16 protein-coding genes are annotated in these 18,057 nt (G+C 67.3%); 9 read left to right on the forward strand and 7 right to left on the reverse strand.

Annotation, left to right across the window (positions count from 1 at the left end; genetic code table 11):
- Positions 1-6: 6 nt before the first annotated feature.
- From whiA to F8O08_RS06975, 7 genes are all read left to right on the forward strand, one after another.
- A complete protein-coding gene (whiA, locus tag F8O08_RS06945; RefSeq protein WP_158042915.1) occupies positions 7-969 on the forward strand; it encodes a DNA-binding protein WhiA in 963 nt (320 codons plus the stop codon).
- 179 nt (positions 970-1,148) lie between these two features.
- Positions 1,149-1,769 carry a superoxide dismutase gene (locus F8O08_RS06950; RefSeq protein ID WP_158038040.1) on the forward strand — a complete coding sequence of 207 codons (621 nt, stop codon included), beginning with the start codon at positions 1,149-1,151 and terminating at the stop codon, positions 1,767-1,769.
- Between the two features lie 248 nt (positions 1,770-2,017).
- Positions 2,018-3,028, forward strand: a complete 1,011-nt coding sequence (gene gap / locus F8O08_RS06955) for a type I glyceraldehyde-3-phosphate dehydrogenase (protein WP_158038039.1) — start codon at positions 2,018-2,020, stop codon at positions 3,026-3,028.
- Between the two features lie 8 nt (positions 3,029-3,036).
- Positions 3,037-4,257 (forward strand): phosphoglycerate kinase, encoded by a 1,221-nt coding sequence (locus F8O08_RS06960; protein ID WP_158042916.1) that lies wholly within the window; start codon positions 3,037-3,039, stop codon positions 4,255-4,257.
- A complete protein-coding gene (gene tpiA, locus F8O08_RS06965) occupies positions 4,254-5,150 on the forward strand; it encodes a triose-phosphate isomerase (protein WP_158042917.1) in 897 nt (298 codons plus the stop codon). Before F8O08_RS06960 ends, tpiA begins: the two co-directional genes overlap by 4 nt.
- A gap of 108 nt (positions 5,151-5,258) precedes the next feature.
- Positions 5,259-5,507 (forward strand): preprotein translocase subunit SecG, encoded by a 249-nt coding sequence (secG, locus tag F8O08_RS06970; protein ID WP_158031523.1) that lies wholly within the window; start codon positions 5,259-5,261, stop codon positions 5,505-5,507.
- Between the two features lie 19 nt (positions 5,508-5,526).
- Positions 5,527-6,759, forward strand: a complete 1,233-nt coding sequence (locus F8O08_RS06975) for a multidrug effflux MFS transporter (RefSeq protein WP_158038036.1) — start codon at positions 5,527-5,529, stop codon at positions 6,757-6,759.
- 35 nt (positions 6,760-6,794) lie between these two features.
- On the opposite strand, the gene pgl is transcribed toward F8O08_RS06975, so the two are convergent.
- Genes pgl through tkt form a run of 6 tightly spaced genes read right to left on the reverse strand, consistent with a single transcriptional unit; the run spans position 6,795 to position 15,205 of the window.
- Positions 6,795-7,622 carry a 6-phosphogluconolactonase gene (pgl, locus tag F8O08_RS06980; RefSeq protein ID WP_192497728.1) on the reverse strand — a complete coding sequence of 276 codons (828 nt, stop codon included), beginning with the start codon at positions 7,620-7,622 and terminating at the stop codon, positions 6,795-6,797.
- On the reverse strand, positions 7,612-8,553 hold the full coding sequence (locus F8O08_RS06985) for a glucose-6-phosphate dehydrogenase assembly protein OpcA (RefSeq protein ID WP_192496875.1): 942 nt from the start codon (positions 8,551-8,553) through the stop codon (positions 7,612-7,614). The genes pgl and F8O08_RS06985 overlap by 11 nt, the downstream gene beginning before the upstream one ends.
- The gene (gene zwf, locus F8O08_RS06990; RefSeq protein WP_158038033.1) at positions 8,550-10,085 is read right to left on the reverse strand and encodes a glucose-6-phosphate dehydrogenase; all 1,536 of its coding nucleotides are present in this window, start codon (positions 10,083-10,085) and stop codon (positions 8,550-8,552) included. Before zwf ends, F8O08_RS06985 begins: the two co-directional genes overlap by 4 nt.
- A gap of 35 nt (positions 10,086-10,120) precedes the next feature.
- Entirely contained in the window at positions 10,121-11,920 is a 1,800-nt protein-coding gene (locus F8O08_RS06995) for a glucose-6-phosphate isomerase (protein ID WP_158042919.1), read from the reverse strand.
- Positions 11,917-13,059, reverse strand: coding sequence for a transaldolase (gene tal / locus F8O08_RS07000; RefSeq protein ID WP_158042920.1), 1,143 nt, complete (start codon positions 13,057-13,059; stop codon positions 11,917-11,919). The genes F8O08_RS06995 and tal overlap by 4 nt, the downstream gene beginning before the upstream one ends.
- Position 13,060: 1 nt before the next feature.
- Positions 13,061-15,205, reverse strand: coding sequence for a transketolase (gene tkt / locus F8O08_RS07005; RefSeq protein WP_158042921.1), 2,145 nt, complete (start codon positions 15,203-15,205; stop codon positions 13,061-13,063).
- Positions 15,206-15,473: 268 nt separating this feature from the next.
- On the opposite strand from tkt, the gene F8O08_RS07010 reads away from it, so the two are divergent.
- Positions 15,474-16,511 (forward strand): heme o synthase, encoded by a 1,038-nt coding sequence (locus F8O08_RS07010; RefSeq protein ID WP_158038029.1) that lies wholly within the window; start codon positions 15,474-15,476, stop codon positions 16,509-16,511.
- A 17-nt stretch (positions 16,512-16,528) separates the two neighbouring features.
- Positions 16,529-16,879, forward strand: a complete 351-nt coding sequence (locus F8O08_RS07015; protein WP_158042922.1) for an MGMT family protein — start codon at positions 16,529-16,531, stop codon at positions 16,877-16,879.
- Between the two features lie 67 nt (positions 16,880-16,946).
- Here the strand turns inward: F8O08_RS07015 and F8O08_RS07020 are convergent, their stop codons facing one another.
- A complete protein-coding gene (locus F8O08_RS07020) occupies positions 16,947-17,972 on the reverse strand; it encodes a COX15/CtaA family protein (RefSeq protein WP_192497729.1) in 1,026 nt (341 codons plus the stop codon).
- Positions 17,973-18,057 lie beyond the last annotated feature (85 nt).

An 18,057-nucleotide genomic window follows, 5' to 3' on the forward strand; every position in this document is an offset into this window, starting at 1 on the left:
CCTGCGGTGCCACTGACAGCCCAAGTCAAACAGGAGCTCATGAGGCACCGATACCCGACCGGTCGACTGCGCGCAGCTGAGCTCGCCAGTCTGCTGCGTTTCGCGGGCGGTCTGCATCACATCTCCGGTCATATCGTCATCGAGGTCGTGCTCGACTCTCCCGAACTCACTGAACGGGTGCGGCGCGGCCTGGCCGAACTGTACGGTGCCCCGGCACAGCTCGTCGAGAGCGTGGGAGCACCTGGCGAGTACGTGCTGCGCATCCCGCGCGGGGGAGAGATTCTGGCCCGCCAGACCGGCATGACCGACACCCGCAATCGTCCCGTGCGCGGCCTGCCGAGCGCGTTGGTCAACGGTTCGCCCGAGATCTCCTGCGCCGTCTGGCGGGGAGCGTTTCTGGCGGCCGGCTCGCTGAGCGATCCCGGGCGCAGCTCGGCGCTCGAAGTGGTGTGCCCGGTCGCTGAGGCGGCAATGGCCCTCGTGGGCACGGCCCGTCGCGTCGGCGTCGTCACGAAGGCACGCGAGATCCGCGGGTCGCACCGAGTGGTGGTGCGTGAGCCCGAGGCGATCGCGACGATGCTGCGGCTGCTCGGTGCGACGCACACCCTCGAAGAGTGGGAAGAGGTGCGGCACCGTCGTGAAGTGCGAGCCAACGTCAACCGACTGGTGAACTTCGACGACGCGAACCTGCGGCGCTCGGCTCAGGCAGCCGTCGCAGCCAGCGCGCGCGTCGAGCGGGCGCTCGAGATCCTCGGCGATGAGATCCCCGATCATCTGCGTCAGGCGGGCGATCTTCGCCTGCAGCACCGACAGGCGAGTCTCGACGAACTGGGTCGCCTCGCCGATCCCGTGCTGACGAAGGATGCCGTCGCCGGTCGCATCCGTCGTCTGCTGGCCATGGCCGATCGCCGTGCGAAGGAGCTGGGACTGCCGGGCACCGAGGCCAACGTGCCCGACAGCGTGCGCTGATCGACCGTCGGGCAGGTACGCACGGCGTCTTCGGTCAATTGACCGAACAAGCATTTCGCGGTCAGTGAACGTCGTATGACATTGCGCATCTCTTGCGTCGTTCGCCGCCACAGCTGAGTACACTCGCACACAGGGCGGTCGGTTTCGACCGTCACATCTGTGAACTGTGAGGAGTTGTCATGTCTGTCTACACCCTTCCCGATCTTCCCTACGATTACTCGGCGCTGGAGCCGTCGATCAGCGGAAAGATCATGGAGCTGCATCACGACAAGCACCATGCGAACTACGTCAAGGGCGCCAACACCGCACTCGAGAAGCTCGAGGCCGCTCGCGAGGGTGGCGGCTACGGCGACATCAACCAGCTTGAGAAGGATCTCGCCTTCAACCTGGCCGGCCACGTCAACCACACCATCTTCTGGACCAACCTCGGCCCCGACACGCAGCGTCCCGAGGGTGAGCTCGACGCCGCGATCACCGAATTCTTCGGCTCGTTCGAGAACTTCCAGGCGCAGTTCGCTGCCGCAGCACTGGGCATCCAGGGTTCGGGCTGGGCTGCCCTGTCATGGGACAGCCTCGGCCAGCGCCTCATCATCGAGCAGCTGCACGATCACCAGTCGAACCACGCTGCGGCGACCGTGCCGGTGTTCCTGGTCGACATGTGGGAGCACGCCTTCTACCTCGACTACCTGAACGTGAAGGCCGACTACGTCAAGGCGATCTGGAACATCGCGAACTGGCAGAACGTCGCCGAGCGCTTCACAGCCGCCAAGAACGGCACTCAGGGCATCATCACCCTCTGACCGTCCCGGGCCGAAGAGGCGGACGATCGCCTCAGCGCACAGACCGAGAGACACTCCCGGTCGACCGAGCACCCCACGCATCCGACGGATGCCGTGGGGTGCTTTGCGTTTGGGGGATGGATCTCGCTGCGGCGGTCGGCCTCTTCGAGCGCCCGAGCGGCGGAGTCTGACGGAGTTCAGTAGAATGGCTGTGGCGGGACATCTCCCGTCGAATACGTGACGCATCGAAGCATCGAAGGAGAACGCTCGTGACAGTTCGGGTTGGGATCAACGGATTCGGTCGCATCGGCAGGACTGTCCTGCGTGCGGCTCTCGACCAGCAGGACACCAATTTCGAGATCGTCGCCGCGAACGACCTTCGCGACCTGGAGACCCAGGCTCACCTGCTCAAGTACGACTCCGTGCACGGCATCTGGGACCACGACGTCGAGACGGCACCGGGCAAGCTCATCGTCGACGGCCGCGAGATCACAGCACTCAGCTCACGCGATCCTCGCGAGCTCGGCTGGGGTGATCAGGGCGTCGACATCGTGATCGAGGGCACCGGCAAGTTCAACGACGCCGACAACGCCCGTGCTCATATCGAGGCGGGGGCCAAGAAGGTCATCATCACGGCTCCGGCCAAGCACGAAGACGCCACGTTCGTGATGGGCGTCAACGACGATCTCTACGACCCCGAGCGTCACGACGTCATCTCGAACGCCTCCTGCACCACCAACTGCCTGGCTCCGCTGGTCAAGCCGTTCCTCGACAACTTCGGCATCGAACGCGGTTTCATGACCACGGTGCACGCCTACACCGGCGACCAGCGCCTCGTCGACTCCAAGCACAAAGACCTGCGTCGCGCACGTGCCGCCGCAGTCAACGTCGTGCCGACCACGTCGGGTGCGGCCAAGGCCATCGGCCTCGTCATTCCCGAGCTCAAGGGAAGGCTCGACGGGTACGCGGTGCGCGTGCCCGTGCCCGACGGGTCGCTGACCGACGTCACCATCGAGGCGTCGCGCCAGGCGTCGGTCGACGACATCCTCGCGGTGTACCGTGAGGCAGCCGAGCAGCAGCTCAAGGGCTATCTGCAGTACAGCGAGGCCCCCATCGTCTCGAGCGACATCGTCGGCAACCAGTACTCGACCGTCTTCGACGCCCCGCTGGTGCGCGTCATCGGCACCACGGTCAAGCTCGTCGGCTGGTACGACAACGAGTTCGGCTACTCCAGCCGCGTGGTCGACCTGACCAAGCTCGTCGCCTCGAAGCTGGGCTGAGCCTGCACATGTCTCTCAAGACGATTGAATCGCTCGGCTCCCTCGCCGGACGCCGCGTCATCGTGCGCAGCGACCTCAATGTTCCGCTGAAAGACGGTGTCATCACCGATGACGGCCGCATCCGTGCATCGCTGCCGACGTATCGTCGGCTGCTCGAAGCCGGTGCCAGCTTGATCATCGTGGCCCACTTGGGCCGCCCCAAAGGACAGGTCGTTCCCGAGCTCTCACTCGAGCCGGTGGCCGTGCGCCTGGGTGAACTGCTGGGCACGGAGGTAGCGTTCGCGACCGACACCGTGGGCGACTCCGCCCGTCAGCAGGTCGGCGAGCTCGGAGAGGGCGGCGTCGTACTGCTCGAGAATCTGCGCTTCAACGCCGCTGAGACGTCGAAGGACGCAGAGGAGCGCCGTGCGTTCGCCGCACAGCTCGCCGCATTCGGCGACGCCTTCGTGTCAGACGGTTTCGGCGTCGTGCATCGCAAACAGGCCAGCGTGTACGAGCTGGCCACCCTGCTGCCGCACGCCGCGGGGCTGCTGATCGAGACCGAGCTGCAGGCCCTCGGCCGTCTGCTCGGCTCGCCGGAGCATCCCTACACTGTCGTGCTCGGCGGAGCGAAGGTCTCAGACAAGCTCGCCGTCATCGACAATCTGCTGCCCAAAGTCGATCACCTGCTCATCGGCGGAGGAATGGTGTACACCTTCTTGGCCGCACGCGGCGAGAAGATCGGCAAGAGCCTGGTCGAGGCAGATCAGATCGACACCGTGCGCGGCTATCTCGACGAGGCCGAGCGCCTCGGCGTGCACCTGCAGCTTCCGGTCGACATCATCGTGGCCGACCGCTTCGCAGAAGACGCCGCCCACCGCGTGACCGCAGTCGATGCGATCGAAGCGAGCGATCTCGGTGCCGATGTCATGGGCCTCGATGTGGGCCCCCAGACCGCAGAACAGTTCGCCGAGGTCATCCGGCAGTCGAAGACCGTGTTCTGGAACGGCCCGATGGGCGTGTTCGAGTTCGCGGCGTTCGCCGGCGGCACCCGTGCCGTCGCACGTGCGCTGACTGAGACCGCGGGGTACAGCGTCGTCGGAGGCGGTGACTCGGCTGCGGCCGCGCGGTCCTTCGGCTACACCGAGAGTGACTTCGGCCACATCTCGACCGGCGGCGGCGCCGGCCTCGAACTGCTCGAAGGCAAGGCTCTGCCCGGCCTCGACGTGCTGGGGTGGTCGGCCGAATGAGTCTGCGCAACAGCAAACGAACCGAGGACCGTTCCGCAGGAGCGCACCCGGTCGGGGAGCGCACTCCGCTGATCGCGGGCAACTGGAAGATGAACATCGACCATCTGCACGCCATCGCGCTGGTGCAGAAGGTCGCCTGGACGCTGCGTGACGCCGATCACGACTTCGACGACGTCGAAGTGGCCGTCTTCCCGCCGTTCACCGACCTGCGGTCGGTGCAGTCGCTGGTCGCGGCTGACAAACTGCCGATCACCTTCGGCGCGCAGGATGTCTCCGAACACGACCACGGGGCATTCACCGGAGACATCTCGGGTGCCTTCCTGAACCGCCTCGACGCCAAGTACGCGATCGTCGGGCACTCTGAGCGACGGTTGTACCACCACGAAGACGACGCTCAGGTCGGACGCAAGGCTCTGGCGGCAATCCGCCACGGGCTGGTTCCGCTGATCTGCGTCGGCGAGACGGCAGCCGACCTTGAGGCGAAGGGACCGGCGGCGGTTCCCGTCCAGCAGCTTCAGGGGGCAGTGGCCGAGTTCGCAGCTGAACTGGCCAAGCGTGCGGATGCCGGGGAGACGGCCGAGATCGTCATCGCCTACGAGCCGGTGTGGGCCATCGGCAGCGGGAAGGCCGCGACTGCGCAGCAGGCCCAAGAAGTCATCGGGCGTCTGCGCGGAGCCCTCGGAGAGGCGCTGTGCGCGCCGCTGGGGGCCGAGCGTGCCGACGCCGTCGCAGCAGCCACGCGCATCCTCTACGGCGGCTCGGTCGCTGTCGACAACGTCGCAGGCTTCCTCGCTCAGCCCGACATCGACGGTGCTCTGGTGGGCGGCGCGAGCCTTGATGCCGCCAGCTTTGCGGGCATTGCTCAGTTTCGTCGTCACGTGCGCACCGCCTGACGTCTGACGACCCGCCGCCGTGCGGAAGATGCCGTCGGGTGACATCCCCGGTATACTGGCGGATGTTGCCCGGCTCCGCGCTCGGCATCCTGACGACGAAAGGCCATCGTGACTGCTCTCATCATCGTGCTCAATGTGCTGCTGACAGTGACCAGCATCCTGCTGACACTGCTCATCCTGCTGCACAAGGGGCGTGGCGGCGGCCTGAGCGACATGTTCGGCGGCGGCACCACCAGCAGCCTCAGTGCGTCGGGCGTGGCCCAGCGCAACCTGAATCGCATCACCGTCGTGGTCTCAGTGCTCTGGTTCGTCTCGATCGTCGGCATCGGCCTGATGATCCGTTTCGGCCAGATCTGACCGCACACTCAGCTCAACAGTGACGCACACCACGGCCCCGAAGTACGGGCCGGCGCTGATCGGCGCCCTTGGTCTGCTCAGCATGGTCGCACCTCTGGCGACCGATATGTACCTGCCGGGGTTCCCCCTGGTCTCAGGCGACCTGCAGACCTCACAGGCGTCGGTGCAGCTCACTCTCTCGCTCTTCATGCTCGGCATGGGCGGCGGGCAGCTGTTTTGGGGGCCGGCCAGTGACATGCTCGGTCGGCGTCGGCCGCTGCTCGTGGCCGGAGCGCTCTTCGTCGTCTCCAGCCTGTTCGCCACGATGTCACCGAGCATCGTGTGGCTCTGCATCTGGCGCTTCATTCAGGGGTTCAGCGGGTGTGCCGGCGTCGTCATCGGTCGCGCCATCGCTCGTGACGTCAGTCACGGCGTGCAGCTGGCGAGGCTCTTCGGCTTCATCGGCATCGTCAACGGTCTCGCGCCTGTGCTCGCCCCGGTCGCCGGTGGCCTGCTCATTCCTCACATCGGCTGGCGAGGCGTGCTCTGGGTGCTCACCTGCGTGGCCGTGCTGATGCTGCTCGCGAGTGTCTTCGTGCTGGGGGAGTCTCTGCCGCCCACCGGACGGGTGCGTGGAGGGCTGCGAGAGGTCGGCAGCATGCTCGGCTCTGTCATGCGCGACCGGTCGTTCATCGGGTTCACCCTCATGCAGGTCTTCGGCTTCGGCGTGCTCTTCACCTGGATCTCGAGCTCGTCCGTCGTGCTTCAGCTCGTCTACGGCCTCGACGAACGCCAGTTCTCTCTCTGCATGGCGATCTTCGCGGTCGGCACGTTGGCCGCCGGCGTGCTCAATACGCGTCTCGTGCGCCGTCTGGGTATGTGGCGTCTGCTGGTGACCGCCGTCGTCTTCCAGGCGTGCTGCGCCGTGGTCCTGTTCGTCGTCGTGTCGGCGACGGATGCCGGCACAGGATCGAGCGCACCGGCTCTCTGGGCGCTGCTCGTGCTGGTCAGCCTCGCAGGGGCGCCGTTCCCCGTCATCATCGCCAACAGCACGGCGCTGGGACTGGGCCGCCAGCGGCGTGGCGCAGGCATCGCATCCGCGCTCATGGGTGCATCGCAGTATGCACTGGCAGCTGCGGTCACCCCGATGGTCACGATCACTGGGAGCATTTCGCTTCACACTGTCGTGGCGGTCATGCTCGCCTGCGCGCTGGTGGCTGCCTTCGCAGCGTTGCTCTGCACGAAGGAGTCCCGCACCCTGCACTTCGGCTGACCGAGCCACGTCGCGTCAGCCGGAGTGCGGCCGCATCAGCTCTGCGGAGTGCTGATGAGCAGAGTCGAACGACGCCCCCGGGCCAATTCTGCAGGCACAGGCTCGCCTGCGAGGATCTCTCGAACGGCCGCACGCTTCTCGTCGCCGCAGGCGATGAGCACGACATGGCTGGCAGCGCGGATCGTGCTGAGCGTCAGCGACACCCGAGTCGGGGGAGGCTTCGGACTGCTGCGCACGGCGATGGTGCTGGCGGGGCTGTCGCTCGAACCCGCGACAGCGCTCTGATGGTGGGGAAAGATCGAGGCAACGTGCCCGTCGGGGCCGACGCCCAGCAGCACGAGGTCGAGCGCCGGCAGTGCTGACTCCGGATCGCGCTGCGACACATTGGTGGCGAGATCGACGGCATAGGCCGAGGCGGCGGCCTCGACGGAGATCCCATCGTCTGCAGCGGCGATGCGGTGCAGCTCGGCTTCGGCGAAGGCTGCTCGGCGGTGCTGCGCGTCGAGCGCCACCACGTCGTTGCGATCGGCCGAGCCCCGGTCGACCCACCGTTCGTCTCCGTACCAGAGGTGCACCATCGACCAGTCGATCTCGGCGTGCTCGGCGAGTGCCTGAGTCACCGCCGAGCCCGATCCGCCGCCGGTCAGCGCCAGGTTGAACGCACGAGCCGACACCGCTTGTTCACCGGACAGCCTCGGTGAGTCGGCGAAGGGGTTCTCGGTGCGGCGGCTCGCGGCGAACGCGCTCAGACGCTGCAGCACCGTTTCGACGGCCGCGGAAACGCCCGCCTGGACGTTCGGCACCTGCAGGTGGGTGAGCGGCGGTCGCGTGACGCCGGCTGCTGACTCGGGCTCAGGCATCATCATCGTCGCCCTGTGCCTCGAGAATCAGCGGTAGTCCTGAGCGCAGCACTTCGCCGAAGACGCGGTCCTGGTCGAGTCGGCGCAGCTCCTCAGAGAGACACTCCGCTTCGGTGCGCTGGGTGAGGGGCAGCTGCTGCTCGGGGAGCCCCGGGAGCGTGAGCCGGCTCATGCCTGCGGCCGGATCGCCGCAGAGAACGATGTCTCCGTCGGGGCGGGTGAGTCGCACCTCGGACACCGGCAGTGACGACGTCGAGTCGTGCATGGCGACGGGAACGCCGAGACGCAGCGCCAGCCAGGCGGAGAGCAGCAGGAACTCCGGCGAGTTCGGGCTGCCGGTGAGCGCAGCGGCTGTCACGGTCAGATGCGGCGGCTGGTCGAGGGTCGCCGCGAGCTGGGCGCGCAGCACGCTGATCTGCGACCAGGCCAAGTCGGTGTCGCCCGGTCGATAGGCGCGGGCGGCGTCGAGCAGTGAACCGACCGGATCTCCGCAGCGGCCGACGTCTGAGACTCGCCGAGCCGCGAGTTCTGCGAGCGACCCGAGCGGGGCATCCACATCGCCGTTGGCCAGCCAGAGCACGACCGGGGCGTCGGGCAGCAGCAGACCGATCACGATCGTGTCAAGGGCCGAGGCGACCGCACCGAGGGCGCGCATCACGATCACCTCGCTGGCGCCAGTGTCGTTGCCGAGGCGCAGCTGTGCGTCGAGCCGGTCGGCGTCGGCCTCGGGCTGCGGGATCAGCACGAGCACCCGCATCGGATGCTCCTGAGACGCCGCGACCGCAGTGGCGATCGCGCGTGCCTCGTCGTCGGCTCGTGCGATCACGACCAGTGTGAGCACGCGGCCCAGGGCGCTGAAGCCGGTGGCCTCGCGCTCTCGACTCAGCCGCTTCGAGATCGACGGCGTGTCTGTGTCAGTGAGATCGATGATCATGGGCGACGCCACTCTCTGTTGTCGAGGGCCAGCATGCGATCGGCACTGGAGGGCCCCCATGTGCCGGCTCGGTAGCCCTCTGGGCGGCCGTTTGCGGCCCAGAACTGCTCGATCGGGTCGAGCACCTGCCAGCCGAGTTCGACCTCGCGGTGTCGCGGGAACAGGGGCGGGTCGCCGAGCAGCACGTCGAGGATCAGCCGTTCGTAGGCTTCGGGGCTGGCCTCGGCGAACGAGTGGCCGTAGGTGAAGTCCATGCTCACGTCGCGCACCGTCATATTGGTGTCGGGCACCTTCGAGCCGAAGCGCAGGGTGATGCCCTCATCGGGCTGCACGCGGATGACCAGGGCGTTCGGGCCGAGCGCGGCGGTCTGATGCGTGCCGAAGAGCTGCTGCGGAATCTGCTTGAAGACGAGGGCGATCTCGGTCACACGGCGGCCGAGTCGTTTGCCTGCTCGCAGGTAGAAGGGCACACCGGCCCAGCGGCGTGTGTGCACGTCGACGCGGAAGGCGGCGTAGGTCTCGGTGACGGAGTCGGGCGCGATGCCCTCCTCATCCAGATAACCGCGCACCTGTCGGCCGCCCTGCCACCCGCCCAAGTACTGCCCGCGTGCGGTGTGCACCGCAAGATCGTCGGGCAGACCGAGCGCGCCCAGCACCTTGATCTTCTCTCTTCTCAGGGCAGACGGGGTGAGCGACGTGGGCTCTTCCATCGCCGTCAGAGCCAGCAGCTGCAGCAGGTGGTTCTGGATGACGTCGCGCGCTGCGCCGATGCCGTCGTAATAGCCCGCACGGCCGCCGATGCCGATGTCCTCGGCCATGGTGATCTGCACGTGATCGACGTAGTTGGCGTTCCAGAGCGGCTCGAAGATCGAGTTGGCGAATCGGAACGCCAGAATGTTCTGCACGGTCTCTTTGCCGAGGTAATGGTCGATGCGAAAGATGTCGTCTGGTGCGAACACCCGCTCGACGACTGCGTTCAGCGCCTGAGCACTGCGCAGGTCGTGCCCGAAGGGCTTCTCGATGACGACACGACGCCAGGTCTGGTCGTCGTGGTTGGCCAGCCCCTGACCAGCCAGGTGGTCGCAGACGGCCGAGAAGTGGCGCGGCGGGATCGACAGATAGAACGCCGCGTTGCCCCGAGTGCCGCGCGTGCGCGCCAGCTCCGAGAGCGTGTCGTCGAGGGCGATGTAGGCGTCCGGGTCGTCGAAGGCACCGGTCACGAACCGCAGGCCGGCAGCCAGCTGATCCCACACCTTCTGACGAAACGGCGTGCGAGCACCGTTCCTGACCGCTGTCAACACGAATTCGGCGAACTGCTGATCGCTCCACTCGCGACGCCCGAAGCCGACCAGACTGAACGCCGGCGAGAGCAGGCCGCGGTTGGCGAGGTCGTAGATCGCCGGCAGCAGTTTGCGCTGGGCGAGGTCGCCGGTGACGCCGAAGATCACCAGTGCAGCCGGCCCCGCGATGCGCAGCAGCCGCCGATCGTTGCTGCTGCGCAACGGGTTCAGCTGCAGATCAGCGGGCTGCATCGCCAGCTGCTCGAACGGTCCCCGAGAACCGGCGGTCATCGTGACTGCGAGTTCGTGTCGCGCCCCGAGAGACCGGCGCCGGAGGAGTCACGGGCGTCCGTCACCTGCGATGCGACCCGCACTGCGACGTCCAGCGCACGGGCCAGCCCGGCGTCGTCGGACGCCTCGATGCGCAGCACCGGCAGACCGTGTGCTGCGAGCACCTGGGCGTCGCCGGTCGCCTGTGCCCGGATGAGCTGGGCGAAGCCGAACGGTCGCTCGGGAATGGGGAGCGGATCGTCGCTCACACGGGTGAGCTGCAGGAAGACGCCCTGAGCGGGGCCGCCCTTGTGGTACTGCCCGGTCGAGTGCAGAAAGCGCGGCCCCCAGCCGAAGGTCACGGGGCGGCGCAGCGCGGAGGCCAGACGCCCGCGACGCTCGCCGAGGTCGTCCAGCCCCTCACGGTCGGCATAGACCTGCACGGCCACGTAACCGAGCGCCGGGTCGACCTGGCCGAGCAGTCGTCGCAGCGCCCCTTCGAGCGTGCTGGCGGATGCGATGGCCGAGGCCGCCTCGTCGGTGCCCGGAACGAAGAGGGCGAGCGTGTCGTCGACCAGCAGCGGAGCGCCACCTTCGACCGGGTGCTCGAGGAGGTCGCGAGCTGCGGCCTTCGCACTCTCGACGTCGGGCTGGTCGAAGGGATTGATGCCGAGCAGCAGGCCGAGCGCAGCCGTGGCGATCTCCCAGGTCATGAACTGTGCGCCCAGCGAGCCGGCCACCCAGACTGCATGGTCGGCAGGGGCATCCGGCAGGGCGTCCACCACGGCGACAGGCACGACGTCGGCCGGGCGGTTCGGCCCGGGGGTTCCGGTGAGCTCGGCCAGTCGCGCAGCGGCCGTCGAGTCACGCCGGTCATCGGCGGCGACCTCGAATTCTCCGGTATCCACGGCGATCGGCAGCACCCCGCGACCGAGCTTGCCCGTCGACTCGGCGACCAACTGCTCGATCCATGCCGGCAGGTCGGTGAGTCGGCCGGCATCCTCGCAGGCCACCGCGAACTTGTCGACATGCTCAGGATCGGCGGCGAGAGCGGCCGCGAGCTGCAGAGCCGGATTCGACTCGGCATCGGCGAGCAGCGCGGGGAGCTCCGCATGCGCGTCGGCGAGCAGACCTGCGATGTCGGCTCCGGCGAGGCCCGACGGCACGAGGCCGAACGCGGTCAGCGCCGAATATCGACCGCCGACGTTCGGGTCAGCGTTGAAGACGTGGTGCCCGGCCTCGCGGGCCAGCGCGTCGAGCGGCGAACCGGGGTCGGTCACGATGACGATGCGCTCGGCCGGGTCGATGCCGGCAGCTGTGAACGCCGCGGCGAAGGCGCGACGCTGCGAGTCGGTCTCGAGCGTCGACCCCGACTTTGACGAGACGACCAGTGCGGTGCGTTCGATGTCGTGATCGAGCACGCGACGCAGCTGCTGTGGATCGGTCGTGTCGAGAATGTTCAGGGCGACGTCAGCGGCGATGGTGATCACCTCGGGAGCCAGCGACGAACCGCCCATGCCAGCGAGAACGATTCGGTCGACGCCCTGCGCGTGCAGATGGTCACGCAGCGCGACGATCTCGTCGACCAGGGGCGCGCTGACGGCGTCAGCGTGCACCCAGCCAAGCCGCTTGGCGGCCTCCGGCTGAGCGTCGGCACCCCAGATCGTGGCGTCGCCTGCGGCGAGACGAGAGGCGAAGCGCTCGTCGATGAGGCGTCGCAGGGCGGGCTGTGCCCGGTCGGCGAGTGCCTCGGGTATGACGACGCGCAGCGGATGCTGGGTCGGCGTTGCGGCTGGTGTGCTGGGTTCGGTGGTCATCGGCGCTCCTTGACAGCGGTATCGACGGTTTCGAGCAGATGCGTCCAGGCATCGGTGAACTTTGTGACCCCTTCGGCTTCGAGCACCGTGGTCACGTCGTGCAGATCGATGCCGACGGCGGCGAGGCGATCGAGCTGCTCGACCGCGGCTTCGACTTGGTCGGGAATGCGCTCGGGGCCGATGACTCCATGATCGAAGGTGGCTTCGAGGGTCTTCTCGGGCATCGTGTTCACGGTGTGCTCTGCGACCAGCCCGGTCACGTACGTGGTGTCAGGCAGCTCGGGGTCTTTCACGCCGGTGGAGGCCCAGAGCGGACGCTGCGGCTTGCCGCCGCGCTGAGCGAGTGTGCGCCAGCGTTCGGTGTCGAGCGTGTCGGTGAACGCCTGATAGGCGGCCCGCGCGTTGGCGAGAGCGGCGGTGTTGTGCAGGCCTTCGTCGTGGCTGACGCCCAACGCGTCGAGGCGCTTGTTCACCTCGACGTCGACGCGAGAGACGAAGAACGAGGCGACCGAGTGGATGCTCGAGATGTCGATGCCGTCGGCGTGTGCGCGCTCCAGGCCGGTCAGGTAGGCATTGATGACCTCGCGGTACCGGTCGACCCCGAAGATCAGCGTGACGTTGACGCTGATGCCCGCTGCCGTCGCATCGGCGATTGCGGGCAGACCCTCTTCGGTGCCGGGAATCTTGACCATCAGGTTCGGGCGGGCGATCTCCCGCCAGAGGTCTCGTGCCTGCGTCAGCGTCGCTTCGGTGTCGTGCGCGAGAAACGGGTCGACCTCGATCGAGACCCGGCCGTCGACTCCGTTCGACTGCTCGTAGATCGGGCGCAGCAGCTCGGCCGCTTCGGCGACGTCCACCGTGGTCAGCTGCCGTACCGCCTCGGCTGCGGATGCTCCGTCGGCAGCCAGCTGATCGAGCTGATGGGCGTAGGCGGCCCCGTCGGCCAGTGCGGCGTCGAAGATGCTGGGGTTGGTCGTGACGCCGACGACGTCACGGGTGTCGATCAGCCGCTGCAGATCGCCGGTGCGGATGCGCGATCGGCTGAGGTCGTCGAGCCAGACGCTCACGCCAGCTGCAGAGAGGTCGCCGAGCGCCGAGAGCGGTGCGTCGGCTGATGATGCGTCGGAGGATGCGGTCATGTCAGTTCTCCTGATTCTGCTCGTCGCCGACAGCGACTGAGATCTGCAGGCCGGCGTGTGCGGCGTTGAGCGAGCTGTGGGCGGCCTCGACGACCGCCGAGGCAGTGATGCCGAACTGTGTGAACAGCGTCTTGGCGTCGGCCGAGGCGCCGTAGTGCTCGAGGCTCACGCTGCGACCGAAGTCACCGACGATGCCGCGCCATGTGAGTGCCGTGCCGGCCTCCACCGACACGCGTGCACGCACGCTGCCGGGCAGCACGCTCTCGCGGTAGTCGTCGTCCTGGTTCTCGAACCATTCGAGGCTGGGGGCCGACACCACTCGCGTCGAGATGCCCTCGTCTTCGAGCGTCAGTCGAGCCTCAAGAGCCAGCTGCACCTCGCTGCCGGTGGCGATGAGGATCACCTCGGGGCTGCCGCTGCGCGCCTCGGCGAGCACATAGGCGCCGCGCAGCGTGCCGCGAGCAGGGGCCAGCCGATCGCCGACGGGGCTCTCGGCGCGTTCGAGCGTGGGCACGCCCTGGCGGGTGAGCACGATGCCTGCCGGGCCGCTGCGCTGGCCGAGCATGCCGAGCCAGGCATAGGCGGTCTCGTTGGCGTCGGCGGGACGCACGACGGTGAACCCCGGGATGGCACGCAGCGACGCGAGCTGTTCGACCGGCTGATGGGTCGGGCCGTCTTCGCCGAGGCCGATGGAGTCATGCGTCCAGACGAAGATCGAGGGCACGCCCATCAGCGCGGCCAGCCGGAGTGCGGGGCGCTGATAGTCGCTGAAAATGAGGAAGGTGCCGCCGAACGGCCGAGTCGGGCCGTGCAGCACGATGCCGTTGAGAATGGAGGCCATGGCGTGCTCGCGGATGCCGAAGTGCAGCACTCGTCCACCGGGAGACGTGTGCCAGGCGTCGGTGCCTCGGTCGACGGGGCCGAAGGAGTCTGCGCCGGTGATCGTGGTGTTGTTCGAGCCCGCGAGGTCGGCCGAACCGCCCCACAGCTCGGGGAGCAGGGGAGCCAATGCGTTGATGACCTTGCCGCTGGCGGCGCGGGTGGCCAGCGACGTGCCTGCCTCGAACTCCGGCAGCGCCTGCTGCAGCTCGCTGGGCAGACGCCCCTGCTGCAGCCGCTGCAGCAGAGCGGCGCGTTCGGGCTCGCGCTGCTGCCAGGCCTGGAAGTCGGCGTTCCAACGGTGATGCAGCTCGGCGCCGCGCTCGCGAACCTCTCGAACGTGAGCGAGCACGTCGTCGTCGACGACGAAATGCTGCTCGGGATCGAAGCCCAAGTGCTCTTTCAGCGCACGCAGTTCGTCGGTGCCGAGCTTCGAACCGTGGATGCCGCCCGTGTTCTGCTTGTTGGGGCTGGGCCAGCCGATGATGGTGCGCAGCGCGATGATCGACGGACGCTTCGTCTCGGCTCTGGCGCTGGTCAGCGCGTCGAAGAGCGCAGGCATGTCCTCGCGGTACTCGCCCGTAGCGGTCCAGTCCACACGCTGGGTGTGCCAGCCGTACGAGGCGTAGCGAGCGAGGACGTCTTCGCTGAAGGCGATGTTCGTGTCGTCTTCGATCGAGATGTGATTGTCGTCATAGATGACCACGAGGTTGCCGAGCTCCTGGCTGCCGGCGAGCGAGCTGGCCTCGCTGGTCACGCCCTCCTGCAGATCGCCGTCCGAGGCGATCACCCAGATCGTATGGTCGAAGGGACTCTGACCAGCCGGAGCCTCAGGGTCGAACAGCGTACGTTCGTAGCGCTGCGCGTAGGCGAAGCCGACGGCGCTGGCGAGCCCCTGGCCCAAGGGGCCGGTGGTGATCTCGACGCCCGGCGTGTGACCGTACTCGGGGTGACCGGGAGTCAGCGACCCCGGTGCGCGCAGCTGTTCGAGATCTTTCAGCTCGAGGCCGTAGCCGGAGTAGAAGAGCTGCGTGTAGAGCGTGAGGGAGGTGTGCCCGGGCGACAGAACGAACCGGTCACGGCCGATCCAGTTCGGATCTGACGGATCGTGCCGCAGAAACTGCTGATAGAGCAGGTAGGCGACCGGGGCGAGGCTCATCGCCGTGCCCGGATGCCCTGATCCGATTTTCTCGACGGCGTCGGCGGCGAGCACGCGCGCGGTGTCGACTGCCTTTCGGTCCGTGTCATTCCACTGCAAAGTCGCCACTCGGGGTCTCCTCGGTATCTCGGGATACAGATGTGCTGACACCGGCGCGGGCACAGGCCCGGCCGTGCACGCACGACAGCAACAAGTATAGAGAAGCCCTCGCCGACGAGCCGAGAGGCCTGCACGCCCCGCGCGGCGAGCCCCGCAACGCGCGCGGAGTGAGCATGGCGCTTGTCAGGCGCCTGCTTTAGACTGTAGAGAACCTGTGCGTCTGCGCCTGCCCAGCGGGTCCTGAGTGCACGTTCCCACGAGTGCCGAATGAGGGTGTATGTCCGAGGTAGAGTCCAAGCCCGCAGCCGTGGTCGAAGACGAGACCGGTGCAGACGTCGTGGCGAGAGCGTCTGACGCGCCCCAGACAGGGCATCCTGCCGCCGACCACAGCCTGAAGGCCGCGCTCGCCGCCGGAGGCACGCGGCGTGACTGGTTCGCAGGTCGATTCCGTGCCTATCTCGCACTGAGCAAGCCGCGCATCATCGAGCTGCTGCTGGTCACGACCGTGCCCACGATGATTCTCGCTGCCCACGGCATCCCGAACATCTGGCTTGTGCTGAACACCCTGATCGGCGGCACGCTGAGCGCTGCGAGTGCGAACGCCTTCAACTGCTACCTCGATCGTGACATCGATCGGCTGATGAAGCGCACGCAGCATCGTCCGCTCGTCACCGGAGAACTCACCGACCGCCAGGCGCTCGCTTTCTCATGGATCGCCGGTCTGGTCTCGATCGGCTGGCTCTGGGCCACCACGAACTGGTTCGCCGCATTTCTGTCGGCCTTCGCCATCTTCTTCTACGTGGTCGTCTATACGATGCTGCTGAAGCGCCGCACCTCGCAGAACATCGTCTGGGGCGGGATCGCTGGCTGCATGCCGGTCTTCATCGGCTGGGCCGCGGTCACTGAGTCGCTCAGCTGGGAATCGCTGATTCTGTTCGGGCTGATCTTTCTGTGGACGCCGCCGCACTACTGGCCGTTGGCGGTCAAGTACCGAGACGACTATTCGACCGCAGACGTGCCCATGCTGCCCGTCGTCCGCGGTCGCAGCGTCGTCGGCCTGCAGATCGTCCTCTACACGTGGGCTCTGGTGGCCTGCTCGCTGCTGCTCGTCCCGATCGGCGGCATGGGCTGGATCTACACGGTGACCGCGGTGCTGAGCGGCGGCTGGTTCATGTGGCAGACGCACGCGCTGTACTCCGAGAGCCTGCGCGGCGACGGCAGCCGGTCGATGACCGTGTTCCACGGTTCGATCGCCTATCTGAGTCTGCTCTTTCTCGCCGTCGCGGTCGATCCGCTGCTGTACCTGCCGCTCTGAGGCGGGTGAGTTCACCGATGTCGGGCCTGACTCGTGCCCCCGAGACGCTGCCGTTCTCTGAACAGGTCGTCGCCTTGGTGTCGACGATCCCGACAGGTCGGGCCCTCTCATACGGTGACGTCGCTGCGCTGCTCGGATCTCGCGCCTCCCGGGCCGTCGGCCGGGTCATGCGCGACAGCGGAGCCGACCTGCCGTGGTGGCGTGTCGTCTCGTCGACGGGCTCCCTTCCTGCGGAACTCGAAGAACGGGCTCGGCTGCACTACAAGCGGGAGCGGACGCCGATGCGTGCGAACGGCACGGTCGACCTTGTCGCAGCCCGGTGGCGCCCTGAGACGGCAGCCGTGGCGGCTCCAGTGGCAGAAAGGTGAGACTGAGCTGCACCGACCCCGGCCTCGATCTGACATGGGTCTGGCGGGACGTCAGCTCGAGGATGCGCTAGGCGATGGCTCCCGCGGGCCTGCCTGCGGCATCCCCGTCGAGCTCCGCGGTCGGTCGTTTCAGCGCCAGTACGGTCGCGACGGCGGCGGCCGTGAGCACGGCGGCCAGCACCATGTGCACGAGAACCAGACTGCCCGGCAGGTGCAGTCTGGCCTGCGTGACGCCGACCACGATCTGGACGATCTGCACGCAGACCAGAGCGACCACCCATTTGCGGAATCCGACGTACTCGCGCAGCGAGAGCACGACGACCACGAGCGTCAGGGCGAAGAGCACGTAGCCTGACCAGGCATGCACGTGGTAGACGAACTCGGCGTCGAACCCGGTGCGCACGACCTCAGACGGATCGCCCGAGTGCGGCCCTGAGCCCGTGGCGAAGACGCCGACGACCACCGTCATCGCGAGCACCAGGGTCATGACGTGCGTGAGAATCAGGGTCGGCAGGCGCACTGCCCGAGCGCGGGGGCCGCCCGGAGCATGCGCGCGAACAGCGAAGACCGCCATGAACGCGACGAGCACGATCGACAGAAGGTAGTGGAAGCCGACGAGGTTCCAGGTGAGATGGAACAGCACCACCATGCCGCCGACCACTGCCTGCACGATGATGCCGGACGCCTGCACCCAGGCCAAGGTGATCAGATCGCGACGGCGTCTCGCGCCGCGGTAGACCGCGATGAGTCCCCACAGAGCGATGATCAGCATCACACCTGACAGCGTGCGGTTGCCGAATTCGATGAGGCCGTGGATGCCCTGCTCGGGCGTGGTGGTGAACGCGTCAGGGGTGCACTTCGGCCAGGTGTCGCAGCCGAGACCTGAGCCGGTCAGGCGCACGAGGCCGCCGGTCGCGATGATCACGACGTTCGCGATCAGCGCGGCTATGGCTGCGGCGCGAACACCCACGCCGGGAACTCGGAGAAGAGGGTCGACGGAAGAGCGTGATTCGGGGGAGTGGCGCTTCTCAGCGGAGGAATCGGCTGTCTGACCAGCGTCTGCGACTCCGTCTGTGCGGTCGTGGGCATGCATGTTTTCCATTATCTCGCACCTCGTCGGTGCGGAGGAATGCGACACCCGAGATATCCGTTGCAGTAAGAGAACCACAGACTAGAGT

Origin of the sequence: Pseudoclavibacter sp. CFCC 13611 (genome assembly GCF_008831225.1) — a bacterium.
In the GTDB taxonomy this organism is placed as follows: Bacteria; Actinomycetota; Actinomycetes; order Actinomycetales; family Microbacteriaceae; genus Pseudoclavibacter_A.

Excerpts from the sequence above, each read along its gene's own strand:
- F8O08_RS06950 (WP_158038040.1), top strand. The coding sequence starts at position 1,149 with ATGTCTGTCTACACCCTTCCCGATCTTCCCTACGATTACTCGGCGCTG.
- F8O08_RS06960 (WP_158042916.1), top strand. The coding sequence starts at position 3,037 with ATGTCTCTCAAGACGATTGAATCGCTCGGCTCCCTCGCCGGACGCCGC.
- tpiA (WP_158042917.1), top strand. The coding sequence starts at position 4,254 with ATGAGTCTGCGCAACAGCAAACGAACCGAGGACCGTTCCGCAGGAGCG.
- pgl (WP_192497728.1), bottom strand. The coding sequence starts at position 7,622 with ATGATGCCTGAGCCCGAGTCAGCAGCCGGCGTCACGCGACCGCCGCTC.
- F8O08_RS06985 (WP_192496875.1), bottom strand. The coding sequence starts at position 8,553 with ATGATCATCGATCTCACTGACACAGACACGCCGTCGATCTCGAAGCGG.
- zwf (WP_158038033.1), bottom strand. The coding sequence starts at position 10,085 with ATGCAGCCCGCTGATCTGCAGCTGAACCCGTTGCGCAGCAGCAACGAT.
- F8O08_RS06995 (WP_158042919.1), bottom strand. The coding sequence starts at position 11,920 with ATGACCACCGAACCCAGCACACCAGCCGCAACGCCGACCCAGCATCCG.
- tal (WP_158042920.1), bottom strand. The coding sequence starts at position 13,059 with ATGACCGCATCCTCCGACGCATCATCAGCCGACGCACCGCTCTCGGCG.
- F8O08_RS07010 (WP_158038029.1), top strand. The coding sequence starts at position 15,474 with ATGTCCGAGGTAGAGTCCAAGCCCGCAGCCGTGGTCGAAGACGAGACC.
- F8O08_RS07015 (WP_158042922.1), top strand. The coding sequence starts at position 16,529 with ATGTCGGGCCTGACTCGTGCCCCCGAGACGCTGCCGTTCTCTGAACAG.
- F8O08_RS07020 (WP_192497729.1), bottom strand. The coding sequence starts at position 17,972 with ATGCATGCCCACGACCGCACAGACGGAGTCGCAGACGCTGGTCAGACA.